Origin of the sequence: Streptomyces fuscichromogenes, from assembly GCF_014645815.1 — a bacterium.
GTDB classification, from domain to species: Bacteria; Actinomycetota; Actinomycetes; order Streptomycetales; family Streptomycetaceae; genus Streptomyces; species Streptomyces fuscichromogenes.
On sequence record NZ_BMML01000005.1, the window covers coordinates 405,018 to 426,027 of the forward strand.

General features: G+C 74.1%; 14 protein-coding genes. 9 read left to right on the forward strand and 5 right to left on the reverse strand.

Annotation, left to right across the window (positions count from 1 at the left end):
- Positions 1 to 271 precede the first annotated feature (271 nt).
- From IEZ11_RS13680 to IEZ11_RS13690, 3 genes are all read left to right on the forward strand, one after another.
- Positions 272 to 922 carry a helix-turn-helix transcriptional regulator gene (locus tag IEZ11_RS13680; protein ID WP_308426470.1) on the forward strand — a complete coding sequence of 217 codons (651 nt, stop codon included), beginning with the start codon at positions 272 to 274 and terminating at the stop codon, positions 920 to 922.
- A 135-nt stretch (positions 923 to 1,057) separates the two neighbouring features.
- Positions 1,058 to 1,717: a Pvc16 family protein gene (locus IEZ11_RS13685; protein ID WP_189262963.1), complete on the forward strand. Its 660-nt coding sequence runs from the start codon at positions 1,058 to 1,060 to the stop codon at positions 1,715 to 1,717.
- On the forward strand, positions 1,714 to 3,774 hold the full coding sequence (locus IEZ11_RS13690) for an ATP-binding protein (protein WP_189262964.1): 2,061 nt from the start codon (positions 1,714 to 1,716) through the stop codon (positions 3,772 to 3,774). The genes IEZ11_RS13685 and IEZ11_RS13690 overlap by 4 nt, the downstream gene beginning before the upstream one ends.
- A 144-nt stretch (positions 3,775 to 3,918) precedes the next feature.
- Here the strand turns inward: IEZ11_RS13690 and IEZ11_RS13695 are convergent, their stop codons facing one another.
- From IEZ11_RS13695 to IEZ11_RS13710, 4 genes are all read right to left on the reverse strand, one after another.
- Positions 3,919 to 5,364, reverse strand: coding sequence for an RICIN domain-containing protein (locus IEZ11_RS13695; RefSeq protein ID WP_189262965.1), 1,446 nt, complete (start codon positions 5,362 to 5,364; stop codon positions 3,919 to 3,921).
- 4 nt (positions 5,365 to 5,368) lie between these two features.
- On the reverse strand, positions 5,369 to 6,808 hold the full coding sequence (locus tag IEZ11_RS13700) for a hydrolase (RefSeq protein ID WP_189262966.1): 1,440 nt from the start codon (positions 6,806 to 6,808) through the stop codon (positions 5,369 to 5,371).
- A gap of 83 nt (positions 6,809 to 6,891) precedes the next feature.
- Positions 6,892 to 8,487, reverse strand: coding sequence for an eCIS core domain-containing protein (locus tag IEZ11_RS13705; protein ID WP_189262967.1), 1,596 nt, complete (start codon positions 8,485 to 8,487; stop codon positions 6,892 to 6,894).
- Between the two features lie 93 nt (positions 8,488 to 8,580).
- Positions 8,581 to 13,833 (reverse strand): hypothetical protein, encoded by a 5,253-nt coding sequence (locus tag IEZ11_RS13710; protein ID WP_189262968.1) that lies wholly within the window; start codon positions 13,831 to 13,833, stop codon positions 8,581 to 8,583.
- A gap of 395 nt (positions 13,834 to 14,228) precedes the next feature.
- On the opposite strand from IEZ11_RS13710, the gene IEZ11_RS13715 reads away from it, so the two are divergent.
- The 4 genes from IEZ11_RS13715 to IEZ11_RS13730 all read left to right on the forward strand — a co-directional run bounded on the left by IEZ11_RS13715 (position 14,229) and on the right by IEZ11_RS13730 (position 16,955).
- On the forward strand, positions 14,229 to 15,812 hold the full coding sequence (locus IEZ11_RS13715; protein ID WP_189262969.1) for a phage tail sheath subtilisin-like domain-containing protein: 1,584 nt from the start codon (positions 14,229 to 14,231) through the stop codon (positions 15,810 to 15,812).
- Positions 15,813 to 15,874: 62 nt separating this feature from the next.
- Positions 15,875 to 16,318 (forward strand): phage tail protein, encoded by a 444-nt coding sequence (locus IEZ11_RS13720; RefSeq protein ID WP_189262970.1) that lies wholly within the window; start codon positions 15,875 to 15,877, stop codon positions 16,316 to 16,318.
- On the forward strand, positions 16,318 to 16,788 hold the full coding sequence (locus tag IEZ11_RS13725; protein ID WP_189262971.1) for a hypothetical protein: 471 nt from the start codon (positions 16,318 to 16,320) through the stop codon (positions 16,786 to 16,788). Before IEZ11_RS13720 ends, IEZ11_RS13725 begins: the two co-directional genes overlap by 1 nt.
- Positions 16,785 to 16,955 carry a DUF6760 family protein gene (locus tag IEZ11_RS13730; protein ID WP_181808453.1) on the forward strand — a complete coding sequence of 57 codons (171 nt, stop codon included), beginning with the start codon at positions 16,785 to 16,787 and terminating at the stop codon, positions 16,953 to 16,955. The genes IEZ11_RS13725 and IEZ11_RS13730 overlap by 4 nt, the downstream gene beginning before the upstream one ends.
- Here the strand turns inward: IEZ11_RS13730 and IEZ11_RS13735 are convergent.
- Complete coding sequence (locus IEZ11_RS13735; protein WP_189262972.1) at positions 16,892 to 19,024, reverse strand: hypothetical protein; 2,133 nt, start codon at positions 19,022 to 19,024, stop codon at positions 16,892 to 16,894. The genes IEZ11_RS13730 and IEZ11_RS13735 overlap by 64 nt on opposite strands.
- Positions 19,025 to 19,628: 604 nt before the next feature.
- Here IEZ11_RS13735 and IEZ11_RS13740 point away from each other — a divergent pair.
- Both IEZ11_RS13740 and IEZ11_RS13745 read left to right on the forward strand, forming a co-directional pair.
- Positions 19,629 to 20,477, forward strand: a complete 849-nt coding sequence (locus IEZ11_RS13740; RefSeq protein ID WP_189262973.1) for a hypothetical protein — start codon at positions 19,629 to 19,631, stop codon at positions 20,475 to 20,477.
- A gap of 79 nt (positions 20,478 to 20,556) precedes the next feature.
- Positions 20,557 to 20,979: a phage tail protein gene (locus tag IEZ11_RS13745; RefSeq protein WP_089100302.1), complete on the forward strand. Its 423-nt coding sequence runs from the start codon at positions 20,557 to 20,559 to the stop codon at positions 20,977 to 20,979.
- Positions 20,980 to 21,010 lie beyond the last annotated feature (31 nt).

Consider the following 21,010-nt stretch of genomic DNA (forward strand, 5'->3'; position numbering starts at 1 on the left):
TGCCTTGGGTTGTGGGCGGCTGCGGGTGAGTCGTGGCTGGTCGCGCAGTTCCCCGCGCCCCCAAGAAACCTTCTTGGGGGCGCGGGGAACTGCGCGAGCAACCCCCACCGGCCCGCAGCCGCCCACAACCTCCCCCGGCCCCCGAATATCTCGTGGTTCTTCTCGTGGTGCTCCACGATTGTCGTTGCCCCTTTGGTCACAGGAGGCTGGAGTACTCCCGCCCGTCACCGTTCCCTCAGAGGCGACGGGCCCGTGGACATAGGGGAAGCGGTTGGTCAGCAACAGCTCTTTCGCGTCGGTCGGACGCACGCCCGTGGTCGTGCACGCACCCGACCCGATCTCCCGGGAGGGCGCGCTCAGCCAGTTGCGCCGGCACCCGGAGATCGAGGTGCGGGAGGAGTCCGAGACCGGTCCCGGCACGGTGGCGCTGCTCATCAGTGACAGTCTTGACGAACCGGAACTGACCCGGCTGCGCCGGGTGGTGCGCAGCGAGGGGGCGCGGGCGGTACTCGTGGTCGGGACGCTGCGCGAGACCGAGCTGCTCGATGTGATCGAGTGCGGGGTCGGAGCCATCGTATGGCGCCACGAGGCCACCGAACTCCGGCTCGTGCAGGCCGTGCTGGCGGCCGCCCGGGGCGACGGCGACCTGCCGGCCGACCTGCTCGGCCGGCTCATCAACCAGGTCGGCACCCTGCACCGCAGCGCCGCCGGGCGTCCGGGCGCCCCGGCCTCCGGGCTGTCGGCCCGCGAGGTGGACGTACTGCGGCTGGTCGCCGAGGGGCTCGACACCGCTGAGATCGCCAGCAAGCTGTCCTATTCCGAGCGCACCGTGAAGAACGTCATGCACGGGCTGACCACCCGACTGCATCTGCGCAACCGGGCCCATGCCGTGGCCCATGCCCTGCGGGAAGGCTACATCTGACCGATCGGGCAGCGGACACCGGTTCCGGGGCAGGCCGGTCTGCCCGGCCGTTCCTGCGGGGGCGGCGGGCGCGAGGGGCAGGATGGACGTGAGTGCCGAGGGGGCCGGGCGGGTCCGTGGGATGGTGAGTACGGCGTGATCCACGAGGTGGACCAGGTGCTGCGGAACCTGCTGACCGGCGGCGCTCTGGAGGGGTCCGGCATCGAGGTCTCCTTCGACGCCCCGACCCGCGACTGGGCGGCCCGCCGCAACGGCCCCGTGATCAACAGCTACCTGTACGACATCCGGGAGGACGTCAACCGGCGGCAGCGCGGGCACGTCGACCTCCGTGACCAGCGGGACGTCGTGGTCAGGCGCCGCCAGCCGCCGCGCTGGTTCCGGCTGTCGTACCTGGTGACGGCGTGGACCAAGCGGCCCGAGGACGAACACCGGCTGATCAGCGCCGTGCTCGCGACCCTGATCCCGCGGGAGCTGATCCATCCGAGCGAACTGCCGGGCTCACTCGGTGCGTTGGGCCTGACCGTGCCGCTGTCCTGCGCCGGTATCCAGACCGAGGCCCGGTCCCTCGCCGAGATCTGGTCGGCGCTCGGCGGCGAGCTCAAGCCGTCCCTGGACGTCGTGATCACCGCACCCTTCCCGGCCTACCCCGAGTACGACGCCGGTCCGCCGGTCACCGAGGGCGCGGCCGTGCGGGTGCGCGGCGGGCTGGACGACACCGCGCCGGTGCTGGAGGAGCGGGCCCACCGGCCCGGCCAGGTCGCCGAGGCCGCGGCTGCCCGGAGGGGCCGGGCGTGACCCTCGACGTCTCCCTGGAGCCGGCCGCGCCGCTCCTGGCCCGGCTGTCCGCGCTGCGCGACCGGGTCGCCGCCCTCGTCGCCCACCGCTCGGCCGACGACCCGACGGCCGCCGACCCGCTGCGTGGCCTCTACCTCTCCGAGGAAGCGGTCCGCCACCTGCTGCGCCCCGAACCGGAACCGGCCGAACTCCCGCCTCTCGAAGCCGACTTCGGCGACGGGTTCACCGACGGCGACATGGACGGATTCGCGGGCGGCGACATGGACGGGTTCGCCGACGGCTTCACGGACGGGTTCACGGACGGACCGGCCGACCCCCTGGCCGGCCTCGCCTCCCGGCTGCGCCTCACCCCGCTCGACACCACCCTCCTCCTCATCGCCCTCGCCCCCGACCTCGACCGCTCCTTCGAGCCGCTGTACGGCTACCTCAACGACGACGTCGGCCGCCGTCGCGCCACCGTCGGCCTCGCCCTCGACCTGTACGGCGCCCCCGCGCACCTCGCCGCGGCCCGCGCCCGCTTCCACCCCGCAGCCCCGCTCGGCGCGCTCGGCCTGCTCACCGTCGAGGAGCCCGAACGCCCCTTCCTCAGCCGCTCGTTGCGCGTCCCCGACCGGGTCCTGGCGCACCTCCTCGGCGACGACACCCCGGACGCGGCGCTCACCGGACACCTGCGGGCGGTGTCGTACGACGGCGAACCCGCCGACGCCGAGTTCGTCCGCCTGCTGGCCGCGCGGATCGCCGCCGGGCCGCTCCTCGCCTTCCTGCGGGAGCGCCGGGAGGGCGAGGGCCTTGGCTGTGCGACGGCCGCGCTACGGCTCGCGGAGCGGTCCGCGCTGCACTACACCGGGCCCGCGGAGCGGATCCCGGAGCTGCTGCGCGAGGCCCGGCTGAGCGGCCGCGCGGTCCTCGTCGACAGCGACCGACCCGGCCCCCTGCTGGGCGAGTTGAGCACCACTGCGGCGGACGTGACCGTGCTGTTCAGCAGCCCCCGCCCCTACGATCCCCAGTGGTGCGAGCACCGCGACCCGCTCGTCCTGGAGGTCCCCTCCCGGCGCGCCGCCGCCCCGGACGCCTGGGCGGCCGTACTGCCCGACGCGCCCGGCTTCGACCTCGCGGCCACCGTCGCCCCGTACCACCTCGGCGGCGACCGGCTCACCCGGGCGGCCCGCGCCGCGCAGGCCCTCGCCGCCTTCGACGGCACCCCGCTCACCGCCGCCCATGTGCGGCTGGGCGCCCGCCAGCAGTCCGCCTCCGGCCTGGAACAGCACGCCCGCCGGATCCGGCCCGCCGTCGACTGGCGGGACCTGGTGCTGCCCGAACGGCCGCTCGCCGAACTCCGGGAACTGGCGCTGCGCGCCCGGCACCGCGACCGGGTGCTCGGCGACTGGCGGCTGAGCGCGGGCGGCGGCCGGGGACGGGGGGTGCTCGGCCTCTTCGCGGGCGAGTCGGGCACCGGCAAGACCCTGTCGGCGGAGGTGGTGGCCGCCGAACTCGGCCTCGACCTCTACGTCGTCCAGCTCTCCTCCGTCGTGGACAAGTACGTCGGCGAGACCGAGAAGAACCTCGAACGCATCTTCACCGAGGCCGACCGCACCGACGCCGTGCTGCTCTTCGACGAGGCCGACGCCGTCTTCGGCAAGCGCTCCGAGGTCAAGGACGCCCACGACCGGTACGCCAACCTGGAGTCGGCCTACCTCCTGCAGCGCCTGGAGGCCTTCGACGGCATCGCGCTGCTCACCACCAACCTGCGCGCCAACATCGACGAGGCCTTCACCCGCCGCCTCGACCTGGTGGTGGACTTCCCGTTCCCGGACGAGGAGCAGCGCCTCGCGCTGTGGCGGCACGGCCTGGCGCACGTGCCGAGCGAGGCGGGCATCGAACTGCGTTCGCTGGCCGCGGAGTTCGAACTCGCCGGCGGTTCCATCCGGAGCGCGGTGGTGACTGCGGCCTACCTCGCCGCCGCCCATGACCGGCCCCTGACCGCGGCCGACCTGCTGGAGGGCGCCCGCCGCGAGTACCGCAAGGCGGGCCGCCTGGTGCCGGGTACCTGGGCGTGAGCGGTGCGCGGAAGCGCCGGAAGGGCGGTGCGCCCGTCTTTTTTCTTCTGCCGCGCCGTCGTGGCTGGTCGCGCCCGCGCGGCGGCAGCCGCACATCGACTACCGCCCCGCGCCCCTTTCGGGGCGCTGTTCCTGACGGGGTTGTCAGTCCCCCGACGGGTGCACGATCTGCCACTCCTGGTCGTCGGTGTTCGAGCAGTAGTACAGGGTGAGGTTGGTGTCGTTGCCGCCGGTGCTGTAGCCCGCGACGTCCAGGCAGAGGTTGTCGCTGGCGAAGTTGCGGATCCAGTAGGCGCCGCTGGGCTGCTTGTCGATCCACCACAGCTGGTTGTCGGCCTTGGTGCCGTCGCACTTGTACTCGGTGATCGGCGCGGACAGCCGGGCCGAACCGTAGGCCGGCAGGTCCATGCAGAACTGGTCCTTGACGTTGCGGATCTGGAAGAGCGCGGACGAGCCGGGGCCGTCCTTCGGGTACCGCACCTCCAGGTTCCACAGCTGGTTGTCGGCGGTGGTCTCGTTGCAGGTGTACTCCCGCACCGGGCCGTTGCTGGTGCCGTCGCCGTAGCCGGGGATGTCCGCGCACTTCTTGGTGGTGGTGTTGCGGAGCAGGATGTTCGTCGCGGGGACGACCGGCTTCGGGGTCTTCTTCTTCGTCGCCTCGGGGGACGGCTGGGACTGGCCGCCGCCTCCGCCGGCCTGGGTGTCCGAGGAGCCGCCGCCGTCGTTCTCCGGTTGCTGCTGCACCTGGGACTGTGCGGGTGCCGGAGCGGCGGCGAGCGGCGCGCTGACCGTGGGGCTGGGGGCGATGCTGCTCACCCCGGCCTCCTGGGTCTGCTCCTGGGCGAGGCTGTGGACGGGGGGTTTGTAGTTGAACCAGATCAGGGCGAAGGTGACGGCGAGGGCCAGCAGGGTGCCGAAGAGGGTGGCCAGCCAGCGGGGCAGGAAGCCGCGCTGGACGTAGGTGCCGTCCACAGGCTGTGGATGGACACCGGCCCGCTGCACGGTGAGGGCGTAGGGCCGCTGCTCCTTGGGACCGAACCAGATGATCTTCCGGGGTTTGAGGGTCGCCTTGATGAAGGCGGCGCGGCCCGGTTCGATCTGGACGTTGCTGGGGTGGAGGTCGTAGGCGAGCTGGTCGCCGTTGTCGCTGCCGCTGACCGAGGCGGTGAGCTTGGTGTTGCCGAGGTTGTCGATGGCCAGCTTGGGGCGGCCCCGGAAGCGGCCCTTGACGGTGGGCGGGACGAGTTCGGCGCGCAGTTCGGTGAACGGGGTGATGGTGAGGTTGCCCTCGGGGACGGTGACCGCCTCGGGGTGCTCGGTGGGGGTGATGCGGACCGCGTACGGGTTCGGTCCGGCGGTGGCGTCCGGGGTGCGGGGCGGTGCGAACGTCAGGTCCACCGTGCCGGTCGTGCCCGGGTAGAGCCGGAGCGTCTGCGGCTCCACGGTCGTCCAGGGGGCGACGGGTCCCACCGGTTCGAAGCGGTACTCGTCGACGACGTCGCCGGTGTTGCGAAGCCGCAGGCGTACGCGGGTCGAGGCGCCCGGGTCCACGGTCGCGGAGGCGGGTTCCAGGGAGGTCCAGAGAGTCATGGGTTCACACCGTCAGTTTGAAGGCTTCGAGCCAGAGCGTGTTGTCCCAGGTGCCCAGGGTGAGCAGGGCGGGACGGGCGTCGCTGCACGCCTGGTTGCCCCAGCCCACGTTGTGGACGTGGGCGTAGCCGCAGACCTGGCCGTTGCCGACGTTGAGGGTGAAGGTCTCCAGGTACGGATCGGCCGCCTTGGTACTGCCGATGTAGTTGTCCTTGCCGTCGGCGACGACCGCCGTCCAGGTCTGCCACTTGCCCTGCCCGTTGGTGGACTGGGAGTCGTAGACGAAGGAGTTGCCCGCGGAGCCGTCGACGCCGTACACCGCGACGTTGAGGGCCTTGATCGGCGTGTTCTTGCCGACGGTGCCGGCGATGGTGCCGTCGCAGACGGGCTTCGACCAGCCGGCGCCCTGGACGTAGGCGCGGTAGCAGATGTGCCGGCCGCCCGGGTCGGCGGCGGCGAGCCGGTTCACGGCAGTCGCGGCCGTGTCCTGCTTCGGCTTGGCGGTGACGGTGGCCGTCGCGCCGCCACCCCCGCCGCCTCCGCCGCCCCCTCCACCGCCGTTGTCCGCCGCCTCGGTGGTCGGCGCGGCGGCCGGTGCGGCGGCGGGGGTGTCGGTGGGCGCCGGGGGCGGGGTCGGGGTCGTCGAGGGGCTGGGGGCGATGCTGCTGACCCCGGCCTCCTGCGGCTGTTCCTGGGCGAGGCTCTGCACGTGGGGCCGGTAGTTGAACCAGATCAGGGCGAAGGTGATGGCGAGGGCCAGCAGGGTGCCGAAGAAGGTGGCCAGCCAGCGGGGCAGGAAGCCGCGCTGGATGTACGTCCCCTCGACGGGCTCCGGCTTCACCCCCGACCGTTGCACGGTGAGCCGGTACGGCCGCTGTTCCTTCGGTCCGAACCAGATGATCTTCCGGGGCTTCAGAGTGGCGTCGACGAAGGCGGCGCGGCCCGGTTCGATCTGGACGTTGCTGGGGTGGAGGTCGTAGGCGAGCTGGTCGCCGTTGTCGCTGCCGCTGACCGAGGCGGTGAGCTTGGTGTTGCCGAGGTTGTCGATGGCCAGCTTGGGGCGGCCCCGGAAGCGGCCCTTGACGGTGGGCGGGACGAGTTCGGCGCGCAGTTCGGTGAACGGGGTGATGGTGAGGTTGCCCTCGGGGACGGTGACCGCCTCGGGGTGCTCGGTGGGCGTGATGCGGACCGCGTACGGGTTCGGGCCGGCCGTCGCGTCCGGGGTGCGGGGCGGTGCGAACGTCAGGTCCACCGTGCCGGTTGTCCCCGGGTAGAGCCGGAGCGTCTGCGGCTCCACGGTCGTCCAGGGGGCGACGGGGCCCACCGGTTCGAAGCGGTACTCGTCGACGACGTCGCCGGTGTTGCGCAGCCGCAGGCGCACGCGCGTCGAGGCGCCCGGATCGACGGTCGCGGAGGCGGGTTCCAGGGAAGTCCACAGGCTCACGCCGTCACGCTAGGGGTGGCCGCCCGCGCCGGTCAGGAGGTTTTGGGGCACATCGTGTGACCGGCGGGGCAGAGTGGCGGCGGTCAGTCCGCCAGGTCGTCGAGGCCCGGCCGCGCGCGCGGGCCGGTCGAGTAGGGCCGCAGGGTCATGCTCTGCGAGCTGTTGCCGGCCATCGCCCGGAGCTGGTAGAGGGTCACCTTCAGCGAGACGTTCCCGTAGTTGGGGTCCTTGTAGGTGACGACCCGGGCCGAGCTGTCGTAGGAGTCGATCAGGACGGCGTGGACCGTGCTCTCCATGTCCTTCGACTTCCGGCTGGTCAGGTCGATGACCGAGGCGGACCTGTCGTCGTCCTTGTCCAGCTTGAACCGTCGCCTGATACCGGCGTAACAGGGCAGGCTCTGGTTCTCCATGGCAAGGCGCACGTCATCGAGGCTCTGGCTCGCGTCGATGTGGGCGGGGGCGGTGTCGAGGAGCTTGCTCACCTCGTCGCCCGGCGCGCCGACCTTCTGGATCAGCGTCTTGGCGCGGTCGGAGGCCTTGGCGTAGACGTCGCGGATCGAGGCGAACTGCGCGCTGCCGTTCTGGAAGACCAGCTTGTCGAGCGAGGTCTCCGCCCCCATGGACCGGCGGGCGAACAGGGCGACCTCGTCGCGGGTGATGTCCGTGACGGCCTGATCGTGGTGCGCGCGCCAGTTGTCGAGCTTGCGCACCATGGAGTCCAGCGCCTCGGCCGTCATGATGACCGCGAGCCGGCGCCCCTCGATCTTGTTCCCCTTCTGCTTCTCCTCCCGCTGGCGTTCGTCGCGGTCCGCCAAGGTGGGGTAGGCCCGCATCGCCACGGACAGTGCCTGGATGGGCAGTCCGTGATGCTCGGCGATGGCCTCCAGCACGTAGAGCCAGCAGGACGGCCCCTGCTGCACGGCCAGTTGGGTGACCCGCTGCACGGCGGTGACCCGCTGCACGGCGCCGGTGGCCGCGGGCGCGGCGGACGCCGCCGTCGCCGCGGGGATCCGCTGCACCGGGGGCACCGGACCGCTCATCACCCGCCGTGCCTTGTTCACCGCGTGCTGTTCGCCGGAGTCGTTCACGTCGGACATGCTGAACCCGTCGCCGGTGTCCGTACCGGGCACGGAACCCTTCGACTGGTCCTCGTAGTGGGTCAGTTCGTGGGCCCAGTCCTCCTTCGTCATGGTGTCGCCGACCACGATGTTGGGGCCCGTGGTGTACACCTTGGCGCCGAGTTCCCTCGCCGACTCCCGGGCCAGGGACCCCGTGTGCACCCGCACGCCGCTGAAGTCCGCGCCGTCGAAACGTGTCTCCATCTCCGACTGCAGCGTCGGGTCCATGTTCTGGCCGGGCGACTCGATCACCTTGTGGACCAGGGCCCGGCGCTGCACCGTCGGCGTGTGACCGCAGGCCGCGTCGTGTTCGTGGCGTTCCTCGCCGGCCGTCTGCCGCTGCACCGCGGGCAGATGACCGCACCCCGCGTCGTGCCGGTGGCGGGACGCCTCGACGGTGCGGGCCACCGCCGCGTTGCCCGCCGTCCGCTGGAGAGCGAGCAGCCCGGCCGCGGTGCCGGTCGCGACCGTACGGTCCGCGCCGGCGGACGTGTCCCGGGCCGCCGGGCGACGGGCGGCCTGCGGGCGGCCGGCCTGGTCGTGTTCCTCCTGTGCGTGCATGAACTACCTTTCGGCGACGGACCCTCGACCACAACTACGAGCTCCGGGCCGGGGCGGGCAAGGGGCGTTCGGGCAGTCTCGGGGGCAATGTCCTCAGGACTCTCCGTCCGCCGCGGCCAGTACGCGGTGCGGGTCGGCCGGCGCGTGCCCGCCCGGAGCGGCGGCCGCCATGCGCCGTACGGCCGGTTCGGGCATCCGGATCACCACCGGGTAGGTGAGGGTGTGGTCCTGCACGCCGACCGCCCGCGCCGGATCCCGCAGCGCCCCGCTGTGCCGGTGCCGCACCCGGGCGACGGCCCTGACCTGGAGGGTGAACTGCACCAGCGTCGACGCGGCCTTCGGCTTCTGCAGCGGCACCGTGCCGGAGGCGTTGGCCGCGGCGTCGGTGGGGCCGCCGTCGCGGCCGTACGTGCCCGGGATGCTGTTCATGCCCGAGTAGTCGGCGCGGACCGGGCCCTCTCCGCCCATGAACCGCGCGGAACGGCCGTGGTGGGAGGCGTGCTGTGCGTCGGCGGCGGCCGGGCGCCCCTCGGGTCCGCTCTGCGCGACCGTCTCGAAGGTCATCTTGTCGCCGCTGCCGAGGATCTCGCCGTCGCGCAGCCGCGCGTGCAGGGAGCAGTCGATGTCCTGGCCCTCCAGACCGGACACATGCACCGGCGGCAGCTGCGCACCGGCCGACACCAGGAGCGGCAACGCCGCCGTGAGCCACTCGGTGGACACCGCCTCCCGCTGTGCGTAGTGCGCGGCGTCACCGGCCTTCCGGAGGCCGGTGCCCGCGTGCGCCTGCGCCATGGCCCGGCCGATCAGCTCCCGTATCTGCGGTGCCCCCCGGAAGCCGTTGACCTGGGCCTCCAGGGGCAGCCGGGCGCCGTCCGCGCGCCATGCGGCCAGGGCGGCCGCGGTGGCGTCGCGCACCGGGGCCGCGCTGCCCCGGGCGGGTTCCGCGGCGCGCTCCGGCCGGGCGCGGGCCAGGGCCTTGAGGTCGTTGTCCAGCATCCGGTGCAGCAAGGACCCGTCGAGGGTCACGGACGCCAGCCGGCCGTCGGCGGAGCGCAGTTCGAGTTCCGCCTGGAAGGGGACCGTCATCTGCACCGAGTCGGCCTCGGTGTCCACGATGGTGCGCAGCCCGGTCTGCGTCCGGGTCGACGCGGCCCGCCTGCTCGACGTGGTCTTCCCGGCGCCGGGGCCCGCGACGGCGCCCGCGCTGCCGACCAGGTCGTCGTGCGGCTTGCCGGCCCCGGTCAGCGAGACGTCGACGCCGCTGGTGAGGCTCTCCTGGGTGCCGGTCGCACGCTGGCTGTAGCCGACGGTCGCGAACTCCATCTCCCGGTCGTTTCCGGACGGCCCGGCGACCGTGCCGGGCCCGGTCCGGCGGATGTGGAAGACGGCCCAGTACGACGTGGCCCGGCGGCCGGGGACGGAGCTGTTCCGCAGCAGCTCGACGGGGACGCCGCCGTCCATGGCGCCGGCGAGCAGACCCACCGAGCCGTCCTGGTCCAGCACCCGCAGCAGCCGCTGCACGTTCTCGAACCGGTCGTCCAGCACCCGGTCCGGCAGGAGGTCCGCCGCCAGCGCCCGGTCCCGTACGGCCGCCCGCAGCCGTCCGAGCAGCGGCACGAAGTCGGGCATGCCGTCGACCAGACCGGCCCCGAGCGGGAGATGCGCGGCGAGCGCCGGTACCCCGGACACGTCCCGCGACGGCACGGGCGGAGCGACCTGCCGCTCTTGCCGAGCCTGCCGCGCCTGGCGCGCCTCGCGCTCCTGCTGCTCCTGCCCACCGACATCCCGGCTCCCCGAGCCCGCCGTCCGCCCCGCGAGTTCGGCCGCCGTCGGGTCCGGGAGTTTGCCTCTTGCCTTTTCCGACATGGCCTGGCGCGGTGCGGGCTCCGGGGCCGGGTCGGCGGTGACCGCCGCCCGGTCGCTCGGCGTCGGCCGCCACCTGGCCGCGGTCTCCGCGAGCGCCTGCTCCTGCTCCCGGGCGCGTTCCTCCGGCGTCCGCAGGCCCGCCTTGCGCAGCTGCTGCTCGGTGAGCCAGAGTCCGACGGCGCCCGGCACCGTCAGCCGCTGCGACATCGCGTACGGGCCGCGGCCGTTCACCGCGACCTCGGCCACCATCCACGCGGACAGGTCGCACTGGACGAGGTAGAGCGGCCGGGAGCGCGGATGGACGGAGTTGCGTTCGATCGTGCCGCCGGTCGCCGCCGTGTCGGTCGTGGTCGTCGCCTGCCCGAAGCCGGGCGACACGCTCTGGGCCAGTGACCACCCCGAGCCGCGCTCCGACCCGGTGCCGTTGAAGGTCACCGCCTTGCTCTTCGTCGACGCGTGCTGCCCCGACGCCTGATGGCCGCCCAGGACCATGTTCTCGACGCCCGCCCCGCCCGCCCCGCTCTGCTCCGGCCTGCGGTGCAGGACCCGTGGGCCGGTGAGGGCCAGCCGGGTGCCGACGGCGCCGTTCAGCGCGGCCGCGCGCCGGGCGTGCCGCAGGTCGCCGACCACCCAGCCGGTGCGGGTCGCCTGCCGCAGGGCCGCGGTGACGGACTCCGGACCGAGCCGCTCCTCCAGCGCGAGGCGCGGGGCGAGGCCCTCCGCCTGGTACGCGGTGTCACCCGGCTTGTCCCGGTCGCCCTTGCGCGCGGCCAGGGCGAGCAGCCGGAAGGCGAGTTGCTGCAACTGCCTGCCGTCGCCGACGGTCTCCACGAAGTCCCAGTCCCGTACCTGCCGTTCGGTGTCCGCACCGGGCGGCCGGGTGAGCAGGTCGTGGATGCCGGTGGCCTGGGAGGCGAGGTGGAACCTGGCCGGCCTGGACCGCCGGGCGGCCGTCCTGCGGTGCTCGCCCTCGCCCACGGTCAGCGCGGCGGGCGTGCTCAGCTCCACGTCCTGTCCCTCCGCGGTCCCGTCGAAGTGCTGCGGTACGGCGGCGTCGAGGTCGCCCAGCGAGGCGACGGCGCGGGCCTCGGGCTGTTCGCGGCCCCGACTGCCGGGGGTGAGGGAGCGTTTCAGGGTGCGCTCCCGGGTGGTCATGGTGATCTTCGCGTCGAGCATCAGCCGGGTGCCGAACGTACTCGTCCGCACGTCACCGCTGTTGAGCGAGTCACCGCGGACCGCGGGCCCGCCCTGGACCCGGCGCGCGCTCTCCACCGCGGCGTTGGCGGTGACGCCGAAGGACAGCGCGCCCGGCAGCGGCGTGACGTTGGCGCTGCCCTGCACACCGGCCCGGCGGGCGGTGGCGCGGCCGGTCTGTCCGCCGGAGGCGACGCCCGAACTGCTGCGTACCAGCCAGTTGTCGGTGTCGCCGAGATAGCTGAGCTCGCCGATCCGCCCGCGCACCCGGACCTGCACGTCGTGGGAGCGCAGCGTGGACTTCCGGCGCAGCCGCACCGGGACGCCGGCGCCCAGCAGCTGGTTCTTCTTCGCCCGCAGGTTGGTCTCCGAGAGCACGGTGACCAGCTCGCGGTAGTTGCGCATGCGCGCCTCGGCCTCCTCCGGTTCCGGGATCCTCCCCTGCGGCCGGTCGCCGGTGTCGAAGTCCGGGAGATAGCCGGCCAGTTCGGGCTGCGAGGCGAACAGCCGCTCCAGCGCCTCGACGAGGGGGCGCACGTCCAGGTGGGTGAGGGAGACGCTGTTGCCGACGGCGCCGAACGGCAGACGGCGTTCGACCTCGCGCTCGGTCCCGTCGGGCGCGGTCTCGGTGGGCTTGCGGCGCAGCGGGTCCGCCCGGACGCCCTCCGGCAGCGGCAGCCCGATGTGCTGGGCCTCCTGGGCGCTCAGGCTGACCCAGCTGTCCAGGGTGTGCTCGGCGGTGCGCTGCGCGGGATGCAGCCGCTGCGCGGGGGACGCGGGCCCCAGGCCCTGCACGGTCAGCCGGACCCGGCCGAGGTAGAGCACCTTGTCACCGCGGATCTCGGCGCCCTTGCGGGTGGCCACGCTCTGGTCGGACGACGAGAACCGGGCGTTCTTCAGAGCCACGGAGCCCATGCCCTGGAACCGGGCGACCGGTGGTGCCCCCGGGACGCCGACGGCGACCGCGGGACCGGCCCCGAACAGACCGCTCGCGCCCTTCGACGCGGTGCGGCCCGCGCCGTGCGCGCTCTGCTGGTGGGTGCGCAGCTGGGTCTGCCCCGCACCCCAGCCGGGGGTCAGGGACACGATGTCGGCGCGCATCCGGTACGCGCTCGCCGCACTGCCGTCCTTGCCCGGCAGGTCCTCGCCGGGCACCCAGCCCGTGAGCAGCCGGGGCAGGTCCTGCAGCACGGTCGTGCCGGCGGTGGCCTGGAACAGCCGGGCCCGGCCGGGCGCGCCGGGCGCGGTCACCGACGGCGCGAGCACGGAGGCGACCGTGTCGAACAGCCCGCCTCCGCCGCCGTGCGGGCCACCGGGATCCTCCACGGCCAGCGCCGCCATGGACCCGGCCTGCCGTACGGAGGTGGCCTGCTCCTCGCTCAGCTCGGGCCCGGGGACCGGCCGTGCGGTGCCGTGCGGCACCAGGTGCTCGTGCGGGACGCGCATGACGAGGCTGCCGTCGCCGCTGGTGACCTGCCGGCCCCGGGCGCCGTGCTGTTTGATCCGCACGACATAGCTCACCCGGCGCCGGGCGGTGACCGTGCCGCCGCCGCTGCGGAAGGTCCGGGGCTCGGACACGGTGCGGTTGGAATGGCTGTCCTGGGTGGAGGTCAGGGCGGCTCCGGCGGCGAGCTGGGCACCGCCCAGGACACCGGGCGTGGGCGTGGGGACCAGGACGGTGCCGGAGGCGCTGCCGCCCCACCGGCGGGTGCGGACCGTGTCGGCGGCCACCGTGCCCGCCGAGTTGTGCAGGTGGTCGACCTTGGTGTCGGCGTCCTCGCCCTGGGCGCTGTCCGCGAACGACAGCGCGGCCGCGTCCTCCTCGTCCCGCGGCCTGATGGCGACGGTGACGTCGTACGACGCCCCGTTCGTCCCGCGTACCGCGAAGGCCCGGCCGCGGCCGTAGAAGGTCTCCGGCCGGCCCGTCAACTCCCGCTGGATCGCGTCCACTTCCTCGCCGTCCTGGCCGGTGGCCCGGGTCACCTCGGCGGCGACGAACGGGTGGCCGGTGAGCCCGGTGGCGGTGGACAGACCCGCCGAGGTCATCGCCCTCAGGTACGGGGGAAGCGTGAGCGGCCGCTGCTGCGGGGCCGCGGTGGTCTCGGGCGGCGGGGTGCGGGCCGGGGCGGGCGGCCTGGTGCCCTCGACCAGGCCGGCCACGGCGGCGTTGCCCGCCGTGCTCTGCAGGTTCTGCATCTCGACGGCGGCCGGGAGCCCGCCCAGCGCCCCCGACATCAGCGGCGGCCGGCGGGAGAGGCCGTCGCCGCCCTGGGCGGTGCGCTTCACCGCGGCTCCGCTCGCACCGCCGTCGCCCGACACCGGCTTACGTGTCCGCCGCAACCCGCGCACTCCCGTCCCGGCGGGGCCAGGGGCCCCGTCCGCGTCGTCCTGGTGGCGCGTGCGGGCGCCCGTGACGGGACGCAGCCCGCCTGGCCGTGCAGGGTAATGCCTGAACAGGAAGGGTCCACAAGGGGGCGGTTGCGGAACGGTCCGGTGAACGAACGGGGTTCGAGCCGGTCCTGGGCCGGTGACCAGCGAGGTACCGCGCCCTACTGCCCCCCGGGGCTGCCCTTGGGGGCAACAGGTGTGCCCAGGCCCGGGTACCGGTGGCCGTTTCGGCGCACACGCCCGCGCGCGAGGGTGGGAAGCGTTCCTGTCTCGTACCCCGAGGAGAGCAGAGCATGCCGTCCTACCTGTCGCCCGGCGTCTACGTCGAGGAGGTGGCCAGCGGCTCGCGCCCCATCGAGGGGGTGGGCACGTCGGTGGCGGCCTTCGTGGGCCTGGCCCCGACCGGTCCGCTGAACGAGCCGACCCTGGTGACCAACTGGACGCAGTACGTCGCGGCGTTCGGTGAGTTCACCGACGGGTACTACCTCGCGCACTCCGTCTACGGCTTCTTCAACAACGGCGGTTCGGCGGCCTACGTCGTCCGCGTCGGCGGCACCGCCGAGGGCGCCGAGGGCGAGGTCAAGTCCCCCGCCGCGCTGCGGGGTTCGGCCGCCCCGGCCGCGCTGCCGGCCGGCGAGGCCAAGCAGCTGGGCACCTTCACGGTCAGCGCCATCGCCTCCGGCGACCTGAGCGTCGAGGTCGCCGACCCGGAGGGCGAGGGCCCCGCCGAACGCTTCAAGCTGGTCGTCAAGGACGGCGGCAAGACCGCCGAGACCTTCGACGTGACCGCGAAGAAGGGCGGCCGCAACTACGTCGTCACGCAGGTCAAGGAGCGCTCCAGGCTCATCACCGTGACCGAGGCCGCGCCCGCCGCGCAGCTGGCCCGTCCGGACAACCAGACGGTGGCCCTGGTGGCCCCGACCCCGGCTCCGGCGTCCGCGCCCCCCGTCGCGGACGCCGGTTCCCACCCCGGCCCCGCCGAGTACCTCGGCGACTCGGCCGACCGCACCGGCTTCGGCGGCCTGGAGGCCGTCGACGAGGTGTCCATGGTGGCCGTGCCCGACCTGATGGCCGCCTACCAGCGCGGCGCGATCGACCTGGAGCAGGTCAAGGCGGTCCAGCTCGGCCTGATCGCGCACTGCGAGCTGATGGGCGACCGGGTCGCGGTCATCGACCCGCCGCCCAGCCTCAACGCCCGCCAGATCCGGGTCTGGCGCCAGGAGACGGCCGGCTACGACTCCAAGTACGCGGCCCTCTACTACCCCTGGATCAAGACCTTCGACCCGTCCTCCGGCCAGTCCCGGCTGATCCCGCCGTCCGGTCACGTGGCCGGCGTCTGGGCCCGCAACGACGCCGAGCGCGGGGTCCACAAGGCCCCCGCGAACGAGGTCATCCGCGGCGCGGTCGACCTGGAGCTCCAGATCACCCGCGGCGAGCAGGACCTGCTCAACCCGATCGGCGTGAACTGCATCCGCGCCTTCCCGGGCCGCGGCATCCGCATCTGGGGCGCCCGCACCCTGTCCTCCGACCCGGCCTGGCGCTACCTGAACATCCGCCGGTACTTCAACTACCTGGAGGAGTCGATCCTGATCGGCACCCAGTGGGTGGTCTTCGAGCCCAACGACCACAACCTCTGGGCCCGTATCCGGCGCAACATCTCCGCGTTCCTGGTCAACGAGTGGCGCAGCGGCGCCCTGTTCGGGCAGCGGCCCGAGGAGGCGTACTACGTCAAGTGCGACGAGGAGACCAACCCGCCGGAGTCGGTCGACGTCGGCCGCGTGATCTGCGAGATCGGCATCGCCCCGGTCAAGCCCGCCGAGTTCGTGATCTTCCGGCTGGCCCAGTTCAGCAGCGGCAGCGGCGAACTGCAGGAGTAGCGGACCCCCGGGTCCCAACCCCCTTGTTCCACAGGCATCCCGAGAAGAACGGGCAGTAACACATGAGTCTCCAGCCGGGTGACGCCCTCACATCGCACAATTTCGGCCTGCAGATCGACGGCGTGATGGTCGAGTACCTCGCCGAGGTCAGCGGCATGACGATGGAGCAGGACGTCATCACCTACCAGCAGAACACGCCGGACGGGAAGAACCACGTCCGCAACCTGCCGGGCGTGAAGAAGAACGGCACCTGCACGGTCGTCCGCGGTATGACCCAGTCCTCGTCGTTCACCCAGTGGATCAACGAGTCGATCAACGGCCAGATGGCCACGGCCCGCAAGAACGCCTCCATCATCATGATGGACTTCGAGAACAACCCGGTGAAGCGCTACAACCTGCGCAACGCCTGGTGCAGCAAGATCGACACCAGCACGGTCAAGGCGGGCGAGGCGGCCGCGCTGACCGAGACGGTGACCATCACGTTCGAAGAACTGGTCATCGAGTAATGAGGCGTTCGGCTGTCAGGGCCGGGGGAGTGGGGGCGCCGCTCGCGCCGGAGGAGCCGGCGCCCCAGGCCCCCCAGCAACCGCAGACGCCCGTCGAGGTGCTGCGCACGGAGTTCCCGTTCCAGCTCCCGCGCGGGTACGTCGACGAGCAGGGCACCGTCCACCGCGACGGCGTGATGCGCCTGTCGACGGCGCGCGACGAACTGATCCCGCTGCGGGACGTCCGCGTCCAGGAGAACCCCGCGTTCCTGTCGGTGGTGCTGCTGGGCCGGGTCATCACCCGGCTCGGCACGCTCGCCCTCGTCCACGACGGGATCGTGGAGAACATGTTCGCCTCCGACCTGGCGTTCCTCCAGGACTTCTACCGTCAGATCAACGCGGAGGGCCACACCAGGGCCGCGGTCAACTGCCCGCACTGCTCGGAGCCCTTCGAGGTGGAACTCGGCGGGAGCCGCCTGGGGGAATCGTGACGTACGCGACCGACCGGCTGCACGAGGAGATCGCGTACGTCGCCTACCACTTCCACTGGAACCTGGAGGACATCCTGGACCTGGAGCACGCCGATCGCCGCCGCTACACGGCGGAGATCGCGTCCCTGGTGACCAGGGCGACGGCCTCCGCAGGGGCGGAGGGCTGACGGGTGGGGCTGTGGGATCGGATGCGGGGGCGCGGCCGGGAGACCGAGGCCGAAGAGTCCGGGAACGCGCCTGAGGTTCCCGCGCAGGCGCCGCGTCCCGTGGTGGCGGCGGCCTGGTCCGGGCTGCCGCCGATCCAGCGTGCGCTGGGAACGGGCGGTCCGGTCGCGGACGCCGGGTTCGGTGGCCGGCTGCCGACCTGGCAGAACCCCTCGTTCACGGCCACGCGCTCGCACGCCGTCCTGGACGGCGAGTCCAGCGCCCGCCTGGCCGGCGGCGGCCTGACCGGGACACCCGGGGCGGGCGCGGGTGCCAGGTCCGGCCTCGAACGTCCCGTGCAGTCACTGCCGTTGGCGGGGCCGACGGGACCGGCGACGCAGCCGGGGCCGACGGCCGGCCGGAGGGCGTCGGTACCGGTGGTGCCGTTGCGCGCGGTGGGGGGAGGCCCGGCGGGATCGGCCGGGTCCGCCGGCGCTGCTGGGTCTGTGGCTGCGGCTGCCGCTGGGTATGTGGGATCGGCCGGATCGGTGGGACCGGTGGGATCGGTGGGATCGGCGGCCGGGACCGTGAGGTCCGCCGGGTCGGTCGGACCGGGCGGACCGGCTGGTACGGCCCGGTCGGCGGCGCCCGCGGTGCAGCGGGTGCCTTCGGCGGGACGGCGCGGTGACGGGCCGGCCGCCCGGACGCCGGGGGGTACGGCGGGAGCGGCACGGAACGGGAAGAGCGCGCCGAGCCCGGCGCTCCCGTCGGCTCCGTCGACCGCCCCGGCCGGGGGACCGGCGCCCTCCGCGCAGGGCACGGGCCAGTCGGCGATACCTGCTGTCCAGCGGGCGGTCACACGGACGGCCGCCGCCTCGACCGCGGTGCCGTTGGCGTGGGCGCCGCAGCCGACCCCGGTCGTTCCGGCGCCGGCCACCGGTCCGCGCGTCGCGCCGGCACCTCCCGTCCCGCCGCGCCGCAGCGCGCTGACGCGGGCGCCGGCGAGTACCTCGGTGACGGCCGTGCAGCGGCGCACGCTGCCGTCGGCGCCGAGGGTGACAGCCGCCCAGGGCGCGGTGCCGGCACCGCCCGAGGGCGACCGAGCCGACGGCGGCGAGACGGCGGCGGACGCGGTCGTACAGCGGGCGGTCGAGAACGGCGGCGCGGATCCGGTGCCGGTGAGCGGGGGCTGGTCGCGGCCGCGTGGCGACGGCGACGGCCGTACCTCCTCCGGCGAGACCCCGCGCGCCTCTCGGGGCGGTGCCTCCGGGAGGACGCCGGCACCTGCCGCCGTACAGCGGTCCGCGTCGTCCGGCGCCGGACCGTCAACGGCTGGGCCGAGCACGACAGTTCCGGCTGCGGCTCCGGCTCCGGTCAGGGCGTCCTCCGGCGGTGGCGGTGGCGGTGGCGGTACGGCCTCGGCGGCCGGTCTGCCCGCCGCTACGGCTCGTACGGCCTCCATGTCTCCTACGACGACACCCCCTTCTGCCCCTTCCGCGCCCCCGCGTGACGGCGGGCCTTCCGGCGTACCCGGCGCCGGGGCGCGAACCTCCGTGCCCCCCGTGCCCCCTGTGCAGCGGCGGGCGGTGAGCGGCGGCGGGGTGCCGGCCTCTGCGACCGCGCCCGGCAGCCCGGCGGCGGCCCCGGAGCAACCGCCCGGCACCCCCGTGACGCCCTCCGTGCAGCGCCGCACCGGCACGGACCACCCGGCCGCCCGGCACACCGCGTCGCCGCCGGAAAGCGGCCGTACGGCGGCGAGTCCGGCACCGGCGCCCACGACCGGCGGCACGGGGGCCGACGCCGTCACCGGCACCGAGGCCGCCACCGCCGCTTCGCCCGTCCCGCGAGCCACACCCCCTGTCCCACCCGCCCCGGCCGTCCCGCAGAGCGTGCGGCCCTCGGCCTCCCCGGCCGCGAGCGGTGGCCCCGAGACGGTCGTGCAGCGAAGGGCCACGGAGCGCACGGGTGCGACGGATGCCGTACGGGAAGCGCCCCGTCCGGCGAAGCCGGGGACCGTGCCGGTGGCGCCGGGTGAGCCAGGCCGGGACACCGTGGCCGTCACCTCGACGGCGCAGGCCACGCCCGCTGCCACGCCCGCTGCCGCTCCCGCTCCCGCGTCGGCTCCCGCGTCGGCTCCCGTGCAGCGTGCCGCGACGACCCCGGACGCCCCGCGCCCCGGCCTCGGCGCCCCGCTTTCGCGCGCGGCGGGCAGCGGTGGCCGCGAGGTGTCCGTACAGCGGCGGACGACGCAGGGCCCGCAGGCTTCCTCCGCTGCCGTGCCGGGAGCGGCGGTGCCGGATGCGCGGACGTCGCCGGGTCCACGTGAGCGGGGACCCGGCCAGGCGTCCTCCGTCCCTTCGCCCTCCGCCCCGGCCATGGAGACCGGGCCCGCGCCCGCTTCTGCCTCAGCTTCTGCCCCCTCCTCTGCCCCTGCCCCTGCCCCTGCCCCTTCCCCTTCCCCTTCCCCTTCCTCCGCGTCCGCCTCCGTACAGCGTGCCGGTGCGACCGCTCCCGGCTCACCCCGCCTCGGTCTCGGCGCCCCCTTCACGGGGCCGGCCGCGAGTGCGGCTGCCGCGAGGTCCGTCGGCCGTCAGGCGGCTGTGCCGTCCGTGCAGCGGCGGCCGGCGGCGGGCGGTTCGTCCGGTGGTCCGTCGGCGGGTCCTTCCGGGCAAGCACCGACCGCCACGTCCCGGCCGGTGCCCGCAGCGCCGCCCCTGCCGGTCCAGCGGGCATCGGCACCGAACCTGCCCACGGGCGCAGGCGCGGGCGCGGTCACGCCCACGCCCACGGCCGAGCGCGCGCAACCCGCCCCCACCGGCCCCGTACCGGCACCGCCCCCCGCTCTTCCCGGCCCCGCCACGGCGGGCCCGTCGGCGGTGGCCGCACCGCTGCCCCCCTTCGTGCAGCGGGCCGCCGTTCCCGGCCCCGGAAGCGTCCCGGCAGCCGTACAGCGCAGCGCGCGGTCGCCCCTTCCCGCGACCACGCCGCCGCCCACCCCGCCGCCCACCGGGCCGACGGCAGCCCTGCCGCTCTTCGTGCAGCGCGCCGCGACTCCGCAGGCCGCCCTGCCGGTCAAGCCGGCCGGCACCACCTCCACGGCCTCCACCTCCACTCCCGCCCGGCCCGTCCCCCTGCGCCCCACCGCGCCGATCTCCGCCACCGCCCCCCTCCCGGTCGCCCCCCTCGTCGTCCAGCGCGAGGCCCTCACCACCGCGCTCCCCGTCGGCCACCCCACGGGCTCGCTGAGGAAGGCGCCGGTCATCAGCACCACGCGTGCCGAGGCTCCCCGGACCCAGACGGCCAGGCAGCCACCGCCCCGCGACGATCCGCCGCCACCCGGGTACTCCGCCTCGGCCTCGGCAGCGGACGACCAGCCACCCGGCTACACGGCGATCGAGGGCGGCGGTTTCGACCCGCGCGCCCTCACCGAGTTCCAGGTGGACGCCCTCGTGCACCGGATCATCGACCGGATCACCCGCCACGTCCGCACCGAACTCCGCCGCGACCGCGAACGCGTGGGAAAGCTCCGCGACTTCCGATCCTGACCGCCTCCGACCACCTACGACCACCCCTGATCGCTCCCGATCACGACGACCGCGCACCGACCCCACAGAAAGGCCCCCGATGGATCGCCAGGACCCCGGAACCACAGTCTGGTTCAGCCTCTCCATCGACGGTGAGGACCTCGGTTACTTCAACGGGTGCGAGGGGCTGTCGTCGCAGGTGGAGATCGAGCAGCGGCAGGAGGGCGGCAACAACGGGTTCGTGTGGCAGCTGCCGACCCGGGTCACCTTCTCCCACATCCGGCTGACCCGCCCGCTCACCCCGGACACCTCGAAGGTCGCGAAGTGGATCTCGTCCGTGCAGACGGGGATCGAGCGGCCCACCGGGCAGATCACGGCGCTGCGCGCGGACGGCTCCGAGGTGGCCCGCTGGGGGCTGCTGGACGTACTGCCGGTGAGCTGGCAGGGGCCCTCCCTGGACGCGGGCAGTCCGTCCGTGGCCACGGAGGTACTGGAGATCGCCCACCACGGCTTCACCGACTGAGCCGACAGAGCCGACAGAGCCGACAGAGCTG